This is a genomic window from Pradoshia sp. Z5_111 (assembly GCF_058267535.1).
The window spans coordinates 33317-50718 of the sequence record NZ_JBZCPQ010000007.1 but is presented as its reverse complement, the minus strand read 5'-3'; the positions used below and the strand labels follow the sequence as shown (position 1 = coordinate 50718).

The following is a 17402-nucleotide window of genomic DNA, read 5'->3' as shown; positions in this document are numbered from 1 at the left end:
CTCAGACATATGGTGGTGCACGGTTCTAAAAGAACGCCACTGCGTTGTTGACTTTTAGCTTTTGCTTTCAAGAATAAGCGTCACAGGTCCGTCGTTAATGAGCTCGACATCCATCATCGCCCCAAATCTGCCTGTTTCCACTTTCAAACCTTTTTCTCTCAGCATATCGTTAAACAAATCATACAATTTTTCAGCTTCATCCGGCTTGGCTGCTGCCATAAAGTTTGGGCGCCTTCCCTTGCGGCAATCACCATATAAAGTAAATTGGGAAATCGATAAAATCTCGCCGCCCACATCAAGCAAGGAATGGTTCATTTTCATATTTTCGTCTTCAAATATGCGCAAATGAACGATTTTATCAGCAAGGTAACGGCAATCCTCTTCTGTATCCTCATGAGTGATTCCAACCAATAACACAAACCCGGAGGTAATGGCGCCGACTGTTTCACCATCCACACGCACTGAAGCTGCCTTTGAACGTTGCAATACCACTTTCATTTTTTTACCCCTAACTCATAATTCTTCTGACAGAATAAATATCTGAAATTTGCTTAATTCGTTCAACTACCTTATGCAAATGACTTACATTATAAATGGATATAGACATGGTAATTGTTGCACTTTTGTTCCTGTCTGTACGACCTGATACAGCCGTAATATTGGTCTTCGTTTCACTTACAGCTTGAAGCACTTCATTTAACAAGCCATTCCGGTCAAATCCATTTATTTCGATATCAACATTGTATTCTTTTCGTACGCTCTGACTGCTTTCCCATTCTACCGGGATAATCCGTTCTTTACTTTCTTCATCCAATACATTGACACAGTCTGCCCGATGGACCGAAACACCGCGTCCTTTTGTAATGTACCCAACTATTTCATCACCAGGAACAGGATTACAGCAGCGTGATAATCTGATTAACATATTGTCAATCCCTTTTACACGAACCCCGGAATCCTTCTTCTTCGTTTTCGGTATCATACGCAACTCAGAGACCGCATCAAGCAAGCTTACTTCCTGATCTTTTTCTCTCTTTTTACGAAGCTTATCCGTTAACCTTGTCGCAATTTGAGCAGCTGTTATTCCGTTGTAGCCCACTGCTGCATACATATCATCTTCATTGGCAAAATTGAATTTTTCAGCGACTTTCCGCAGGTTCTCTGTAGTACAAACTTCTTTCACATCGTATTCCATTGCCTTGACTTCTTTATCAACTAATTCTTTGCCTTTTTCAATATTTTCTTCTCTGCGTTGCTTTTTAAAGAATTGTCGTATTTTATTTCGTGCCTGTGAAGTTTTTGCCAGCTTCAGCCAATCCTGACTTGGGCCATAGGAATGTTTAGATGTTAATATTTCAATAATATCGCCAGTTTTCAGCACATAATCCAGCGTAACCATTTTCCCGTTCACTTTAGCGCCAATCGTTTTATTGCCGATTTCTGAGTGGACGCGGTAAGCAAAATCAATCGGTACGGATCCTTTTGGCAGCTCATACACATCACCTTTTGGTGAAAAAACAAATACCATATCCGCAAATAAATCCAGTTTGAGAGATTCCATAAATTCCTCTGCATTGGTAGAGGCATCCTGGAATTCAACAATCTCTCTGAACCAATCCAGCTTTTTATCCATTCGTTGTGTCGACGTTAAATCCTTGCCTTCTTTATAGGCCCAGTGTGCCGCAATCCCGAATTCAGCTGTTCGGTGCATTTCAGTCGTACGAATCTGCACTTCCAATGGTTCACCCTTTGGACCAATAATGGTCGTATGAAGGGATTGATACATATTTGCTTTCGGCATGGCTATATAATCCTTGAAACGACCAGGCATTGGCTTCCAGCATGTATGAATGATACCAAGAACTGCATAGCAATCTTTAATACTATTTACAATAATACGGACTGCCGTTAAATCATAAATCTCTTCAAACTGTTTATTTTGAAGAGCCATTTTCCGATAGATACTGTAAATATGCTTTGGTCGTCCAAATATATCAGCCTGAATAGAAACTTCCTTCAGCTTTTCCTTCATTCGGTCGGTGACATCTGATAGATACTCTTCTCGCTCTGCCCTCTTCTTTTTCATCAAATTCACAATTCGATAGTATTGCTGAGGATTTAAATAGCGGAGAGCGGTATCTTCAAGTTCCCATTTAATCGTTGAAATACCGAGTCTATGCGCAAGCGGAGCAAATATTTCGAGCGTTTCATTCGCAATCCTGCGCTGTTTTTCAACAGGTAAATGTTTCAGAGTACGCATATTATGCAGCCTATCAGCCAATTTAATCATGATGACACGAATATCCTTAGCCATTGCGATAAACATTTTGCGGTGATTCTCAGCTTGCTGCTCTTCCTTTGATTTATATTTAATTTTTCCAAGCTTTGTTACACCGTCAACCAAAAGGGCTACTTCTTCGTTAAAGGTTTCCTTAATGTCTTCCAGTGTTACGGAAGTATCTTCCACAACGTCATGTAAAAATCCGCCCGCTACTGTAAATGTATCCATCTCTAAGCTCGCCAGGATGGCAGCAACTTGAATTGGATGGATAATATACGGCTCACCGGATTTGCGATATTGCTCCTTGTGAGCTTCTTTGGCGAATTCATACGCTTTTTCTAAGAATGCCACATCTTTTTCATTCATATAGTTTCTTGCTTTATCAAAGACCTGCTCAGCGGTATAAATTTGCTCATTTGCCATGAAATCACCTTTTACTCCGTATTTCCACGTTTTTTGCATATCGTTATCTATGTTAAACCATATAGGTTAATCGTTAAAAAGAGGATTGTTTCTATTATCATCAAAAAAAGTTTTCTTGTAAAGTAACGAACAAGATTTAATCTGTTGTTTCGCTATTATTCGCAATTTGATAATATAAAAAGCGCTCTAATAATTAGAACGCCATTACTATATGCTTAATATTCCATTAATGTGAGTATATCATAGCCGGCAAGTTTTTTTCTGCCCTCAAGGTATGTTAACTCAACTAAAAATGCTAATCCTGCTACAACTCCGCCAAGCTCTTCAACCAATTTAATAGTTGCTTCCATTGTTCCGCCTGTAGCCAATAAATCATCAGTAATTAATACTCTCTGACCTGGTTTGATTGCATCTTTATGAATAGTTAACACATCTTTACCGTATTCCAAACCGTATTCAACTTTAAAGGTTTCTCTAGGCAGCTTGCCTTCTTTACGCACTGGCGCAAAACCAACTTCCATTGCATAAGCTACAGGGCAGCCGATAATGAATCCACGTGCTTCAGGTCCTACAATAATATCAATTTCTTTCTCTTTAGCAAACTTTACAATTTGATCTGTTGCATATTTATATGCCTTTCCGTTATCCATAAGTGGGGTAATATCTTTAAATTTAATCCCTGGCTTAGGCCAATCCTCTACGATCGCTATATATTGTTTTAAATCCATTGCTCAGTTTCCTCCTTGTTTTCCATGTGGGATCGAATCAACTTGCCAAGGTATTCATAAAGCTGATTGAATGAAGCGTAGAGAAGCTCTTGTTCCAACGCCATTCTTGCTTGTCTTTCTTGATAGGTTTTAGATTCTTGCAGATCCCGTTTCATACTGGTCCTTACCAAATCAATGAGTCCGTTATTTATTGTAACAAACTCGAGCTCAAAAAACACCTTTGTCATAAAATCAATATTTTCTTTTGACCAACCTTTATGAATATTCAGCATGGAACGCAGTTCTTTATAAGATATGGGTCCCTTTTTTGCCAACAAGGCATAATACCATTTAAATTGGTCTCTTGTTGGAAACGCTGAGAAATAATCATTTTGAGTGGTACGAAAATAAACATACACTCTTTTAGGCAATTTACCAATAAAAAGTGCTTCAAATATATCTTTTTGTGAAGGTAAATCTGCTAAAACTACATGGTAACCGTCTAAAGTTTCCTGTTGAGCGGCTTCTAAAGAGGAAATATGGATAATTTGATCATTCTCTTTAGTATATTCCGTCAGCCATACCTTACTCTCTTCCTGAAATAAGATAATTTTGCGTGGAGACGGCACTGTCTGAACATGTATTTTCCCCTTATCGCTGCGACAATCAAATAACTGCCACCCTGGTACAGATAGATCCTGTAAAAACAATTGCGGCTTTTTTATATTATTCCATTCATTTATCGCCAATTCTCCAATAACAGATACCTTGGCCTGTGGAGATAAATGATCAAGGAACTCTCCTAATCCAAACCCAATGGTGTCTAACCCAGCATCATTTTGTTCAAGCTGAAGTTTAAGGTGAGTTTTATCTGCTCCAATTTTCCTGGAAGTTGTTATTGAGGCATCCTCAATCAAAATCCGCGGTTTTGGGTTTTTCATCCCGTACGGTGCAAGCTGGGACATTTGCTGAATAAGCGTTAATGAAATTTCATCAATCGCAACTAAGCTATCTATCTCAGTAACAGGCTGGAAATCTTCTTCTGTTAGAATTTCATTAGCCTGATTGATCAATCGTTGTCTCAATTCCTCAACATCTTCTATTTTCAGTGTCATACCAGCAGCCATAGGATGGCCCCCAAAATGAGGAAGCAATTCTCTGTTTAAAGATAAGTTTTGAAATAGATCAAATCCCGGGATACTGCGTGCAGATCCCTTTGCTGTTCCTTTCTCACGATCAATACTTAATACGATTGTCGGACGATAATATTTTTCTACAAGCTTACTGGCTACAATCCCTACTACTCCAGTATTCCAACCTTCACGGGCAATAATTAGGACCGGATTGGTTTCAGGTGGATACTTATTCTCCACTTCTTCAATCGCTTCCTGGGTCATTTCTTTTACGATTGATTGCCGCTCTTTATTCAACAAATCTATTTCGTCGGCTATCGAATCAGCTTCTTCCTGACTTTCAGTAAGTAAAAGCTCTACAGCCGGATCTGCTGATTCCAATCTTCCTACAGCATTTATTCTCGGTGCCAATCCAAATCCAATGGAATCCTCATTTAATGAATCGCGCTGAATACCTGCTTTTTGACAAAGGGCAAGGATTCCTGGTCTTGTTGATTTCTTTAATGCCTGAATCCCTTTAATCGCAATTAATCTATTTTCATCATGAAGAGGAACTAAGTCAGCCACTGTTCCAATTGCAGCAATGCCTATCAACTCATCAGGCAATTCACCAAGTAAAGCATGGGCCAATTTCATTGCCACACCGGCACCGGCCAACTCTGAAAACGGATAGGTTTCACCCGGCTTTTTGGGATGAAGGATAGCTAATGCCTGCGGTAACTCAGGACCCGGTTCATGATGGTCCGTCACAATATAATCCATTCCCAATTCTTTCGCCACTTGAGCCTCATGGATGGCCGAAATGCCACAGTCTACTGTGATAAGCAACGTAGTTCCCTGTTCTTTTATGAATTGAAAAGCCTCTTCATTTGGGCCATAGCCTTCTGTAAAGCGATTTGGAATATACCATGACACATGTTCTGCTCCCATTATTTTAAGCGTGAGCATCAAAATGGTTGTACTGCTGACACCATCGGCATCATAGTCTCCGAATATTGTAATCTTTTCGTTGTTTTTTACTGCTTTCACAATCCGCCTCACAGCTTCTTCCATACCTGACAGTAAAAACGGATCATGGAAATCATGCTGGGCTGCATACAAAAAAGACCGCGCTTCTTCTACGGTCTTTATTCCTCTGTTGACCAATAATGTAGCCACAATACGCGGCTGTTCAAGTTCTTGCATGAATAGATTTATAATCGTTTCGTCAGCTTTTTTTACAAGCCAACGTGTTTTTGATTGTAACATATTGTCACCCCTGACCTATCTATTATAAAAAATATCTATCAAAGGTTCAATGAGTGATTCTAAATATTTATGATTTAGGGTGAATGTTACGTTCACTACCATCCAATTCATTATGAACTATCCGTTCATTTTTTATTTCTTTTATCTGCTTAGTCAGAGAGACAATCCGAACTGCCATTACAGAACCAACAATGATTCCACCCATGGCAACCGAACCTAATATAACCAAAATTAATGGCCAATGAGCCGTTCCAAAGACATAATTAACATCCACTTTATCTACATTAACAACAGCAAAAATAGCAACGATAAGAGCAAATACTATCCCAAGAATCACGTACCATTGAAGTTTTTTCATATTCTTACTCCTTTATAAAGTATTATGAAATATCCTATTAAATCTTTGTATATAGTTTTAATCCCCTTATCATACAAAGGGAAAACGTACTCGATGAATGTTTGTTAGTCTATTGTTTACCTTTACCATATCTTGCATACACAACAAAAAAGCACACAAAATGATCAGTTATAACATAAAGTCTTTTTGTAAATCTGGTGTAGCTCTCATAAAAACAGCCCGTTTCTCAAGAAAGAGAAACGGGCTGTTTTGTATGAAACGTCATTAAACTTGCGGTTGATCGTTGTTTACGCGTTTTTCTTTATATGTTTTGATAACACCTTTCTTCTTCAGCTCTTTGCCTTTTAGGATTCCATAAATAGGGGCTGCAAGCAGAATAGAAGAATACATACCTGTTACCAAACCGATTAATAGAGCAAGGTTAAAATTAAAGATTGATTCGCTTCCAAGGAACATCATCGCCAACACAGTAACTAACACGGTTAGAACTGTATTGATAGACCTGACCATTGTTTGGCGAACACTGATATTAATAATCTCATTAATTTCTTCCTGAGTCTTAATGCGTTTTTTCATTTGCATATTCTCACGAATACGGTCAAACGTAACGATTGTATCATTAATCGAATACCCAATAATGGTTAATATAGCTGCTATAAACGTTAAGTCCACTTCGATTTTAAAAATACTGAAGATGGTTATAATCATAAACGCATCATGCAAGAGTGCCAGTATAGAAGGAAGAGCCATTCTCCATTCAAAGCGGAGAGTCGCATAAATGACAATACCAACTGAAGCAATTGCTACCGCAATCAGTGCATTTTTGGCTAACTCCTTACCAATTGTCGGGGATACCGTACTTATATTCGGATTATGCCCATACTTGGATTCAAAGTAATTGCTTAGCTCTGCAATTTCATCTTTTGAAAAGACATCTTTCGTCCGTACGACAGCCGATGTGTTACCCTCACCAGCCATAACGATATCTTGCGAATCAATTTTGTTTTCACTCAAATCTTTTTGAATTTCATCTACTGATAGTTCTTTATCAGCATTAATTTGAATTCTGGATCCGCTGGAAAAATCAATACCTGTATTTAAACCATTTATAAATAAGGATCCTACTCCAATTATGGTTAATATAATAGAGAAGATAAAGAATTTCTTAGCAGGCTTAATGAAATCCCATTTATCAAACTTCGTAGGTAAATATTTATCCTTTTTAAATTCATTTAAATCATGAATGTCACTTTTCTTAACAGCGAACCAGCCTGGGCGATTGTTAAGGAAGTTACTGTTCACCCATAAGGACATAATCAATCTTGTACCATACACAGCCGTTATAAAGCTGACTAATATACTGACAATTAAACTGGTCGCAAATCCTTTGACTGAGCTTATCCCAAAAAAGAACAGAACAGCCGCTGCAAGCAAGGTTGTAATATTAGCATCCATGATTGTGGCTAAAGAGTGTTTATTCCCTTCTTTATAGGCTGCCTTAATGGAACGACCCTTGCGAATTTCGTCCCGGATCCGTTCATTTGTAATAATGTTCGCATCGACTGCCATCCCTACCCCTAGTATGAGGGCAGCTATACCTGGCAATGTAAGAACTGCATTCATCCAATCAAATACGAGAATGACTAAATAAATATAGGCAGACAATGATACAACCGCAATCACGCCTGGGAAACGATAATAAGCAACCATAAAAATAAAGATTGCCAAAATCCCAACAATTCCGGCTAAAAGAGTATTATTTAATGCTTCTTCACCGAATTTAGCACCAACAGATGTTGAATAGATTTCATCAAGTTTAACCGGCAGCGCACCTGCATTTAAAATTTCAGCGAGGTCTTTAGCCTCTTCTACAGTGAAATCACCTGAGATAACGGCTGTATCTGAATTAATCACTTGATTTACGTTTGGTGCTGAAATAAATTTAGGATCCTCTTTTGTTATCTCTTCTTTATAAGAATCTTTTCCTTCTTCAAAATCCAGCCAAATCGCTAATTGATTCTCTGGAGCCATAGCTAATATATCACGTGTTACCTGTCCAAATTTTTCCGCATCTTTTAATTGGACCTGTACAATGGGTTGATTGGTTTGACTATCAAAGGATTGGCTCGCCCCTCCTTCTTTTAAGTCCCCGCCATCCATTCTCACTTTATCGTTTACATCACGAAAAGTTAAATTAGCTTGCGTTGAAAGAAGTTCCCTTGCCTTCTCCTGGTCATCTACACCTGCAAGCTGTACCCGAATTCTATTTCCGCTTTCAACTTGAATACTCGGCTCACTGACACCGAGAACATTGATTCTTCGGTCCAGCGCGCTGGCAGTAGCCGCCATTGCTTTTTCATCGATCTTTTGTCCATCTTTTGCTGGCTCCACTTTATAAAGAACTTCAAACCCGCCCTGTAAATCAAGGCCCAGCTTAATGTTTTGCATGATATTAGACGTTGTACCAACAAAGGTAACTCCTAATACGATTACAATAAGGAAGAAAGCCAGGATTCTACTTCTCTTAACCATTATGTAAATAGCCCCCTAATCATAATATCCCGATTGAAGCAGCATGGAAGGACGCTACTTTAATAAAACGTGATAATCCGAAATACTTCGGTTCCTATGTTTTATTCCAGTTGTTTCAATCTTTTAAAATTTAATTTTACCGTTCTTATTATGAAAGATAGAATACAAAGTGTCAATTTGATTTCTTATGAATTGGAAATTAATGCATGGTTATATACCGCTTATATTTCTATAAAATCACGAAAATAAATCTTTGAATTCTTCAAGCCCTGAAGCCATATTTTTCTTCATAGCCTCACCTTCTTTTAATGCCTCTATTGTCACATAATTCATATAATGTGCCACTTTAACACTCATGATATCTTGAAAAATTTCATATGCCCTTATTTCAGGATTAGGTTTCTTCCATTTTTTATTCGTTAAATACATCCAAATATCGTTTCCCTCAACCTCCGGATAACCTAACAATTGAAATTCTTCTTGTTTACTTTTTAAAGCTGGTAACATTTCTGAACGAAATTTCTCATACGGATGCTGTCTGTCCAATTTAATCGTCCTCCAACCCTCATTTTTCATAGATATTCACTTTTTCTGTGAAGCTTGTCATGGTTAGTCCATTTGCATGCATATAGATAATTGTATATGATTGCTGCTTGTTTGAGAAGGAGGGGAATTGAATGTCCAAGTTTATAAGGGGAACTGTTATCTTATTGATTGCAGGATTCATTACGAAAATCTTAGGATTTATTAATCGAATTGTGATTGCCCGCTTTATCGGTGAAGAGGGCGTCGGTCTATATATGATGGCATTGCCATCATTATATCTAGTGATTGCAATCGTTCAGCTTGGAATGCCCATTGCAATCTCAAAATTTGTGGCAGAGGCATCAGCAAAAGGGGATCATCAAAAAACAAAGAAAATACTGGTTGTTTCTTTATGTGTAACCGGAGGTCTTTCTCTTATTTTCACCCCATTATTATTTATGCTTGCTCCATATTTATCAACTCATGTATTTACAGACTCCCGAACTTTACTGCCTTTATTGGCGATTGCACCGATTGTACCAATTACGGCTGTTTCAGCTGTCTTGCGCGGATACTTTCAAGGGAAACAAAATATGAAGCCATATGCCATCTCAAATATTATCGAACAAATCGTACGTATTTCAATGATAGCAGCATTGACGAAGGCCTTTTTGCCCTATGGAATTGAATATGCAGCTGCCGGTGCCATGGTAGCCTCAGTCATTGGAGAAATTGCCTCCTTGCTATATTTAATGTTGATGTTTAAATTTAAAAAGAGTTTCAAAATGAGAAAACAATTTTTCAGCTATGTTTCATCTGGTAAAGATACATTAAAGGAGCTTTTATCCATTGCCATTCCTACTACAGGAAGCAGGATGATTGGATCTATTACTTGGTTTTTTGAACCGATTGTTGTGGCAAGGAGTCTTTTGGCAGCGGGGGTTGCGACAGGCGTTGCTACTGCACAATACGGTGAACTGGCGGGGTATGCCGTACCATTGCTTATGCTCCCTTCCTTTATCACCCATTCACTGGGTACATCATTAGTCCCTGCTGTCAGTGAAGCCTATTATAAAGGAAATATTAAACAGGTGATCCACCGGCTGCAGCAGTCGCTCCGATTTGCTTTTTTAAGTGGAACCCTAGCCGTGGTCACTCTATATGTACTCGCTGAACCAGTCATGCAGGTCATGTATCATAATGACCATGCCAGCATATATGTACGATTTATGGCACCCTTTTTTCTGCTCTTCTTTTTTCAAGGTCCTCTTCAGGCTACGTTACAGGCTCTTAATATGGCCAGAGCGGCTATGTTTAACAGTCTAATTGGATCAATAACGAAAATTATCTTAATCCTCACACTCGTAACACAGCCGAATATCGGGATTATGGGAGCTGCTATTGCCATCTGTGTATCTACTGTCCTTGTTACTCTTTTACATTTTGCTACTGTCATGAAGAAAATCCACTTAACTATTTACTTGCATGAATACATCATGGCTCTTGTCGTCATGTCCATCTCCGGATTAATCGGACACATGCTCTATGAACAATGGTTAGTCGGAATCCCTGTGATTCAGCGTTTAATTCTATCAATAGCAGTTATCGTATGCGTCTTTGCAATTGGTTGTTTATTAACAGGCTTAATACGAAAGAAGGAAATCAGAAGAGTCCCTATTATCGGTACTCTTTTATCAAAACTAGCATTATTTCCATAACAGCAAAGACTAATCCGCATCATTAATAAATAATTCACCATCTTCCATACCGCAGAAGAGGATTTTTTTGACATTTTTGTATCCTTTTCTATCTAACTCCTGAATAAGCCAGCTTTCTGATTTTCCTAACTCTTTTAAATTCTCCTTTTGTATCACTCCATCTTGAATGAGAGGGAAGAGTGGAGCTGGCTGATTATGATTATTTTTTTTGTATGATTCCTTCTGGTAAACCGATAATTTCCCTGAAGGCTCAAAAATGGCATATTCAATATCACTCATTTTCTCTACTTGCTGGTCACGTAACTGCATTAGCAAATCATCAAAATTATAACGCAGCTTTCTCATGGCGTTTTTATCAATTTTCCCTTTGTGAATAATAATAGAAGGTTTTCCATCTATCAATTTCCGAAAAAACGGCCATTTAAGAGAAATAAAAGCAAGTGAAACTTGAATAATTAATAACGATACAAGTGGTATAATGGAATCCAATAAACTCCCACTTTTGTTTTCAATAGCTATAACAGCTATATCCGCCATCATCATAAAAACAATTAAATCAAGCAGGCTTAGCTCCCCTATTTCCCTCTTCCCCATGATTCGGAAGACCAGCAAAATAATAAGATATAAAACGGCCGTGCGCCCCATAATTTCCAAATACTCAAGCACCTTTATCCCCCTCTATTCGAATACATACCTTAGTGTGTATTCGAATAGCAAAAAATAATCATTTATTTAACTGGTTGTACAAAAATTGCATTCTAAATAAAAAGAATCGGAATAAATTATTTATAGAGATCCAATAGAAGATAAGGAGGTTGACCATAATCGAAACAAAAAACATAGGTTCTGCCATTTTGTACGGAGTTGTAACCATCTTTATTATGGCTGCTTTGTTCAGCTTATTATTCTCTTTATTACTTAGATTCACAAGTATTTCTGAATCTTCTTTAACGTATATCATCATGGCTCTCTCTTTTTTAACATTGTTTATTGGGGGATTTATATCCGGTGGAAAAGGAAAAAAACAAGGATGGCTACTCGGGGGCAGTACAGGCCTAATCTATACTTTAATTGTTTTCCTCTATCAATATCTGGGGCTTGAGACCGTATTTACATCTACGCAACTAATCTATAATGGCTGTTTTATTATCACGGCTATGATGGGTGGAGTACTGGGGGTAAATATGAACGGCGGATCACGAAACTAAAAAACCTAGCCATTCGGCTAGGTTTTTTCATATTAATCTTCTTTCGTTGTTACTGGACTTTCTTTTTTCTCAACTACTTGAGAAACAGATCTTCTATCAAATGTTAGACGAGAACCGTCTGGACTTTTGATAATGACAGTACCTTCATTAATAGAATCAACAGTTCCGTGAAGACCACCAATCGTCACGACTTTATCTCCTCTTTGTAAGGCAGCTTGCATTTGTTCAGTTGCTTTTTGTCTCTTTTGCTGAGGGCGGATTAAAATAAAGTAGAAAAACACCAACAGTAAAATTGGCAACAAGAATTGGGATAATACCATATTATTTTCACTCCTTTCATTACATTAGTAAGAATGGTTAGAAGTTTTTTGCATTTGGTTTATTGAACCCATAATTCTCAAAAAATTCTTCCCTAAAGTCTCCAAGCCGATCTTCCCTGATAGCTTGTCGAACTTGCTCCATTAAGTTTAGCAGAAAATATAGATTATGATAAGAGGTTAAGCGAATTCCGAATGTTTCGTCACATCTGATAAGGTGGCGAATATACGCTCTTGAATATGTTTTACAAACATGACAGTCACAATTCGGATCCAATGGGCCAAAATCCATAGAATATTTGGCGTTCTTAACTACTAGTCTTCCTTCAGAAGTCATTAGTGTACCGTTCCGGGCAATTCTCGTTGGCAATACGCAGTCAAACATATCAACTCCACGGATTGCTCCATCAATTAGGGAGTCCGGAGAACCAACACCCATTAAATAACGTGGTTTATTGGACGGCAATAACGGTGTAGTGAATTCAAGAGCACGATTCATGACATCCTTCGGCTCCCCTACACTTAATCCGCCAATAGCATATCCCGGAAAATCCAAAGATACTAAATCGCTGGCACTTTGACGGCGAAGATCTTCATATTCTCCACCTTGTACGATTCCAAATAGCCCTTGATCATTCGGTCTTTCATGCGCCTTCAGACAGCGCTCTGCCCATCTGGATGTTCTCTCAACGGATTTCTTCATATATTCATGTGTTGCAGGATATGGAGGACATTCATCAAATGCCATCATAATGTCAGAACCTAAAATGTTTTGGATTTCCATAGCCTTTTCAGGAGATAAAAATAATTTATCACCGTTTAAATGGTTACGGAAATGCACGCCCTCTTCTTCAATTTTTCTGAATTGACTCAAACTGAAAACCTGGAAACCGCCGGAATCAGTTAAAATGGCACGATCCCAGTTCATAAATTTGTGTAACCCGCCTGCAGCCTTAATGACCTCTGTACCTGGTCGCAGCCACAGATGATACGTATTTCCTAATATAATATTGGCACCCATTTGTTTCAATTCTTCTGGTGACATCGTTTTAACTGTAGCCAAGGTTCCTACAGGCATAAACGCGGGTGTTTCAAAACTACCATGAGGTGTATGAACCCGTCCCAGTCGGGCTCCTGTCTGTTTACATGTTTTAATTAATTCATAACGGATTGCTGTCAATCGTGATACTCCTCTCAAAAATCTTACTTAATAAACATTGCATCGCCAAAGCTGAAAAATCTGTATTTTTCACGAACGGCTGTATTGTATGCATTTAATACATGCTCGCGCCCAGCAAGAGCGCTGATTAACATAATCAACGTGGACTTCGGAAGGTGGAAATTCGTAATCATTCCATCAATGGCTTTAAATTCAAATCCAGGATAGATAAAAATATTAGTCCAACCGCTTGCCTCAGCAAAGCTGCCATTGTAATCACGGGCAATCGTTTCAAGCGTACGTGTGGATGTAGTTCCCACCGAGAATATATTGCCTCCCTCTTCTCTAACCCGATTTAATAGCTGAGCTGTTTCAGCATTCATTTGGTAAAACTCTGAATGCATATCATGCCCTTCGATTGTATCGGATGAGACCGGCCTGAATGTTCCAAGCCCAACATGAAGCGTAATAAAAGCTAAATGTACGCCCATTTCTTTAATCTCTGCAAGCAGCTCTTCCGTAAAGTGCAATCCGGCTGTAGGTGCTGCTGCTGATCCTTCTTCCCGCGCATATACGGTTTGATAGCGGTCTTTGTCCGATAACCGCTCTTTAATATATGGAGGCAGAGGCATTTCACCAAGGTCCTCTAATACTTCATAAAAAATGCCGTCATATTTAAATTCAAATTCCCTGCCGCCATGCTCCATCTCTTTTACACAAACAGCTGTAAGCTGGCCGTCACCAAACACAACCTCTGTTCCAACGCGAATACGTTTCGCTGGTTTGGCAAGCGTTTCCCATACGTCCCCTTTAATTTGCTTCAAAAGAAGAAGTTCTATATGAGCACCTGTATCCTTCTTCTCTCCATGCAATCTGGCCGGCAGTACCTTTGTATCGTTTAGGACGAGGCAATCTCCAGGTTTCAAGAATTCTTTAATATGTTTAAATTGCGTATGATTCACATCACCCGTCTCTTTATCGAGGACCATCAATCTGCTTTCTTCACGTTTTTCAAGCGGAGTTTGGGCAATTAATTCCTCAGGCAAATGAAAATCAAATAAATCTACTTTCATGGTGACACTTCCATTTCTTTAACTAGTAATCATGCAGCACACTCAAATGGCGGAATTTACATATCTTTTAATGACGGCAAACCAATTCGGCCAACGGATTTATTCACACGACATTAACATTCATTTAAAACGGCTGATGATATAAAAAAACACTGATAATAAAATACTGACAATAATAGACGTCATAATAGGAAAATAAAAAGTAGTATTTCCTTTTTTAAATAAAATATCACCAGGAAGCCGTCCAATTTTAATGAATTGCATTAAAAAACCAACCACAAAAATGGCCACACCTATCATCATAATCGTTTTTGGTAAATGATTCATGAATTTGGCACTTCCAAATTGAAATGGCGATACACATGTTCAGTCACAATCCGACCGCGAGGTGTTCGCTGCATAAATCCAATCTGCATTAAATAGGGTTCATACACATCCTCAATTGTGCCGGATTCTTCGCCAATTGTAGCTGCAATCGTATCCAGCCCTACAGGTCCGCCTTTAAACTTTTCTATGATTCCAAGCAATAACTTTCTATCAATCTGGTCAAGTCCAACCTTATCCACCTGCATTAATTCCAAGGCATAATCGGCTAAACCGAACTGAATATCTCCATCGCCACGTACCTGTGCAAAGTCACGCACTCTTCTAAGCAATCTGTTTGCAATCCTTGGCGTGCCCCTGGACCTGCGGGCAATTTCGCTCGCCGCTGATTCCTCAATCACTGTGTCCAGCACCTGGGCTGTACGGGTCACGATTTCGCGCAGCTGTGACTCAGTATAATACTCCAACCTGGATATGACACCGAAACGGTCACGTAATGGCGCTGATAAAGCACCCGCTCTCGTTGTGGCTCCCACAAGGGTGAAAGGGGGCAAATCCAATCGAACAGAGCGCGCTCCAGGTCCTTTACCGATTACGATATCGAGGCAAAAATCCTCCATCGCAGGATACAGTACCTCTTCAACAGATTTTGGAAGTCGATGGATTTCATCAATAAATAAAACCTCACCAGGCTGAAGAGAACTTAAGATAGCAGCTAAATCGCCGGGGCGTTCAATAGCAGGTCCAGATGTAGTACGAATTTCCACTCCCATTTCATTCGCAATGATTGTGGCCAATGTCGTTTTACCAAGTCCCGGTGGGCCATACAGCAACACATGATCAAGCGCCTCTTCTCTCATTTTGGCTGCTTCAATAAATACACGCAAATTCTCTTTTACTTTATCCTGCCCAATATATTGTTCAAGTGAATGGGGTCTCAGACTATATTCAAACGTCTCATCCTGATTTTGTGCATGCAGGTCCATGATTCGCTCTTCCAAGTTGTCCACCTCCTATTTCAACATAAGCTGTAATGCACCTTTTATATATTCTTCCGTTGTTTTTTCCTCTTTTTCAAGCTTCGGCACTAATTTCTTAACTTCCTTCTCGGAGTAACCTAGTGCCTGTAATGCAAGCAATGCTTCTTCCAACGCAATATTCTTAGTGGAGTAGCTCAATTCTTTTCCATCTGCCGTTTGGAATAAATCAGGGAATGCATCTGGAGAAACATCTTCAAGCTTCCCTTTTAGGTCAAGAATCATTTGTCTTGCCGTTTTCTTTCCAATGCCCGGGAATTTAACAAGAAACTTCTCATCCTCAGATTCAATGGCTTCCACAACCTGATCGACTCTTCCACTCGCGAGTACAGCAAGCGCACCTTTTGGACCGATACCTGTGACATTTAATAATTTTATAAACAGTTTCTTTTCTTCTCTTGAACTAAAACCGTACAATGCCTGTAGGTCTTCACGTACATAGTGATGTACGTAAATTTTCTTTTCCTCATTCGTTCCGGAAAATACAAATGGATTTGGCGCATGAATTAAATAACCAATCCCGTTATTCTCGACTACTATATATTCAGGACAGACATAGTCTATCCGACCTTTTATAAAATCGTACAACGTTTACCTCTCCTCTAATTCGACTGTAAACCATTGTACCATACTACATTTAACCATTATACACTACCAGCACAAATGTTTGATTTTTTGATTTTTAAGAAAACAGCCAAAAGAGCTGTCGCAGGTAAACGATCAGCTCTTTATAAATTATTGAAGCGTTTTAGAAGCCGGTGTTGAATAAGATTTATAAACTTCCAAGAACTTAAGATATCTTTCTTTGTTTACGATCCTAACACCATTCTGCAATTCCGATTTTTCAGTGGATTCCAGCTTCTTTAAATCAATTTGATAGAAAGATTGAATGATTTGATCCCTGGCAGGCTTGCCGTTAAAAATAGTAATCGTTCCATCAGATTTAATTCCAAAATACCCATTTCCCTTTAATAAAGGAGAAATATCATCAACATATGTTTGGAATACAAGCTGCTGATCGTTTTGGTCCACCAATAGCCACTTATCATATTTTCTCCAAAAATCATCCATGGAAATAATCGTTTCCTCGATTTTTTCTTCACTCATCTCTCCATCCAAATAAACTCGCTGAAGAATGACTGTTCGCTGGATTGGAGCAATTCCAAGGACCGGACTATCCTGACCGGCATCGTTTCTAACCGCAACACCTACGTGATCATTCATACCTGGAATGACTATTAAACAAAGCAAACAAGCCACCAGGAAAAAGTACCGTCCATTCATCTAACCCACCTCACTAAGATGTAAATCACAACTCCCCACCAGTATTCCCAAAAAATAAAAAGTAATACTAAAGTG

17 protein-coding genes are annotated in these 17402 nt (G+C 38.8%); 2 read left to right on the top strand and 15 right to left on the bottom strand.

Translation table 11 applies throughout. The annotated features are described in order from the left end of the window. Positions 1-54: 54 nt before the first annotated feature. The 7 genes from dtd to AC4D4A_RS14615 form a co-directional block, all read right to left on the bottom strand. Positions 55-498 (bottom strand): D-aminoacyl-tRNA deacylase, encoded by a 444-nt coding sequence (gene dtd / locus AC4D4A_RS14645; RefSeq protein ID WP_490996577.1) that lies wholly within the window; start codon positions 496-498, stop codon positions 55-57. Between the two features lie 10 nt (positions 499-508). Further along, positions 509-2704, bottom strand: a complete 2196-nt coding sequence (locus AC4D4A_RS14640; protein WP_490996576.1) for a RelA/SpoT family protein — start codon at positions 2702-2704, stop codon at positions 509-511. A gap of 215 nt (positions 2705-2919) precedes the next feature. After that, positions 2920-3432, bottom strand: coding sequence for an adenine phosphoribosyltransferase (locus AC4D4A_RS14635; protein ID WP_066105448.1), 513 nt, complete (start codon positions 3430-3432; stop codon positions 2920-2922). Beyond that, positions 3423-5792 carry a single-stranded-DNA-specific exonuclease RecJ gene (recJ, locus tag AC4D4A_RS14630; protein ID WP_490996575.1) on the bottom strand — a complete coding sequence of 790 codons (2370 nt, stop codon included), beginning with the start codon at positions 5790-5792 and terminating at the stop codon, positions 3423-3425. Before recJ ends, AC4D4A_RS14635 begins: the two co-directional genes overlap by 10 nt. Positions 5793-5859: 67 nt before the next feature. Further along, entirely contained in the window at positions 5860-6150 is a 291-nt protein-coding gene (locus AC4D4A_RS14625; protein WP_490996574.1) for a LapA family protein, read from the bottom strand. A gap of 264 nt (positions 6151-6414) precedes the next feature. Beyond that, positions 6415-8682, bottom strand: a complete 2268-nt coding sequence (gene secDF / locus AC4D4A_RS14620; RefSeq protein ID WP_490996573.1) for a protein translocase subunit SecDF — start codon at positions 8680-8682, stop codon at positions 6415-6417. Positions 8683-8919: 237 nt separating this feature from the next. Next, entirely contained in the window at positions 8920-9228 is a 309-nt protein-coding gene (locus AC4D4A_RS14615; RefSeq protein ID WP_490996572.1) for a post-transcriptional regulator, read from the bottom strand. A 131-nt stretch (positions 9229-9359) separates the two neighbouring features. Between AC4D4A_RS14615 and spoVB the strand changes: the two genes are divergently transcribed. Beyond that, positions 9360-10925 (top strand): stage V sporulation protein B, encoded by a 1566-nt coding sequence (spoVB, locus tag AC4D4A_RS14610; RefSeq protein WP_490996571.1) that lies wholly within the window; start codon positions 9360-9362, stop codon positions 10923-10925. Between the two features lie 9 nt (positions 10926-10934). Here spoVB and AC4D4A_RS14605 read toward each other — a convergent pair whose 3' ends face one another. Continuing rightward, entirely contained in the window at positions 10935-11570 is a 636-nt protein-coding gene (locus AC4D4A_RS14605) for a DUF421 domain-containing protein (RefSeq protein WP_490996673.1), read from the bottom strand. 170 nt (positions 11571-11740) lie between these two features. Here AC4D4A_RS14605 and AC4D4A_RS14600 point away from each other — a divergent pair, with 170 nt between their 5' ends. Next, entirely contained in the window at positions 11741-12133 is a 393-nt protein-coding gene (locus tag AC4D4A_RS14600) for a TIGR04086 family membrane protein (protein ID WP_306821561.1), read from the top strand. 32 nt (positions 12134-12165) lie between these two features. Here the strand turns inward: AC4D4A_RS14600 and yajC are convergent, their stop codons facing one another. From yajC to AC4D4A_RS14565, 7 genes are all read right to left on the bottom strand, one after another. Further along, complete coding sequence (gene yajC, locus AC4D4A_RS14595) at positions 12166-12453, bottom strand: preprotein translocase subunit YajC (RefSeq protein WP_490996570.1); 288 nt, start codon at positions 12451-12453, stop codon at positions 12166-12168. A gap of 37 nt (positions 12454-12490) precedes the next feature. After that, positions 12491-13630 carry a tRNA guanosine(34) transglycosylase Tgt gene (tgt, locus tag AC4D4A_RS14590; protein WP_490996569.1) on the bottom strand — a complete coding sequence of 380 codons (1140 nt, stop codon included), beginning with the start codon at positions 13628-13630 and terminating at the stop codon, positions 12491-12493. Between the two features lie 23 nt (positions 13631-13653). Then, complete coding sequence (gene queA / locus AC4D4A_RS14585) at positions 13654-14682, bottom strand: tRNA preQ1(34) S-adenosylmethionine ribosyltransferase-isomerase QueA (RefSeq protein WP_490996568.1); 1029 nt, start codon at positions 14680-14682, stop codon at positions 13654-13656. Positions 14683-14802: 120 nt separating this feature from the next. Continuing rightward, a complete protein-coding gene (locus AC4D4A_RS14580) occupies positions 14803-15009 on the bottom strand; it encodes a DUF2905 domain-containing protein (RefSeq protein ID WP_490996567.1) in 207 nt (68 codons plus the stop codon). Beyond that, positions 15006-16007 carry a Holliday junction branch migration DNA helicase RuvB gene (gene ruvB, locus AC4D4A_RS14575; protein WP_490996566.1) on the bottom strand — a complete coding sequence of 334 codons (1002 nt, stop codon included), beginning with the start codon at positions 16005-16007 and terminating at the stop codon, positions 15006-15008. The genes AC4D4A_RS14580 and ruvB overlap by 4 nt, the downstream gene beginning before the upstream one ends. A 12-nt stretch (positions 16008-16019) precedes the next feature. Continuing rightward, positions 16020-16631 carry a Holliday junction branch migration protein RuvA gene (gene ruvA / locus AC4D4A_RS14570; RefSeq protein ID WP_066105483.1) on the bottom strand — a complete coding sequence of 204 codons (612 nt, stop codon included), beginning with the start codon at positions 16629-16631 and terminating at the stop codon, positions 16020-16022. A gap of 147 nt (positions 16632-16778) precedes the next feature. Continuing rightward, positions 16779-17327: a BofC C-terminal domain-containing protein gene (locus AC4D4A_RS14565; RefSeq protein WP_490996565.1), complete on the bottom strand. Its 549-nt coding sequence runs from the start codon at positions 17325-17327 to the stop codon at positions 16779-16781. Positions 17328-17402 lie beyond the last annotated feature (75 nt).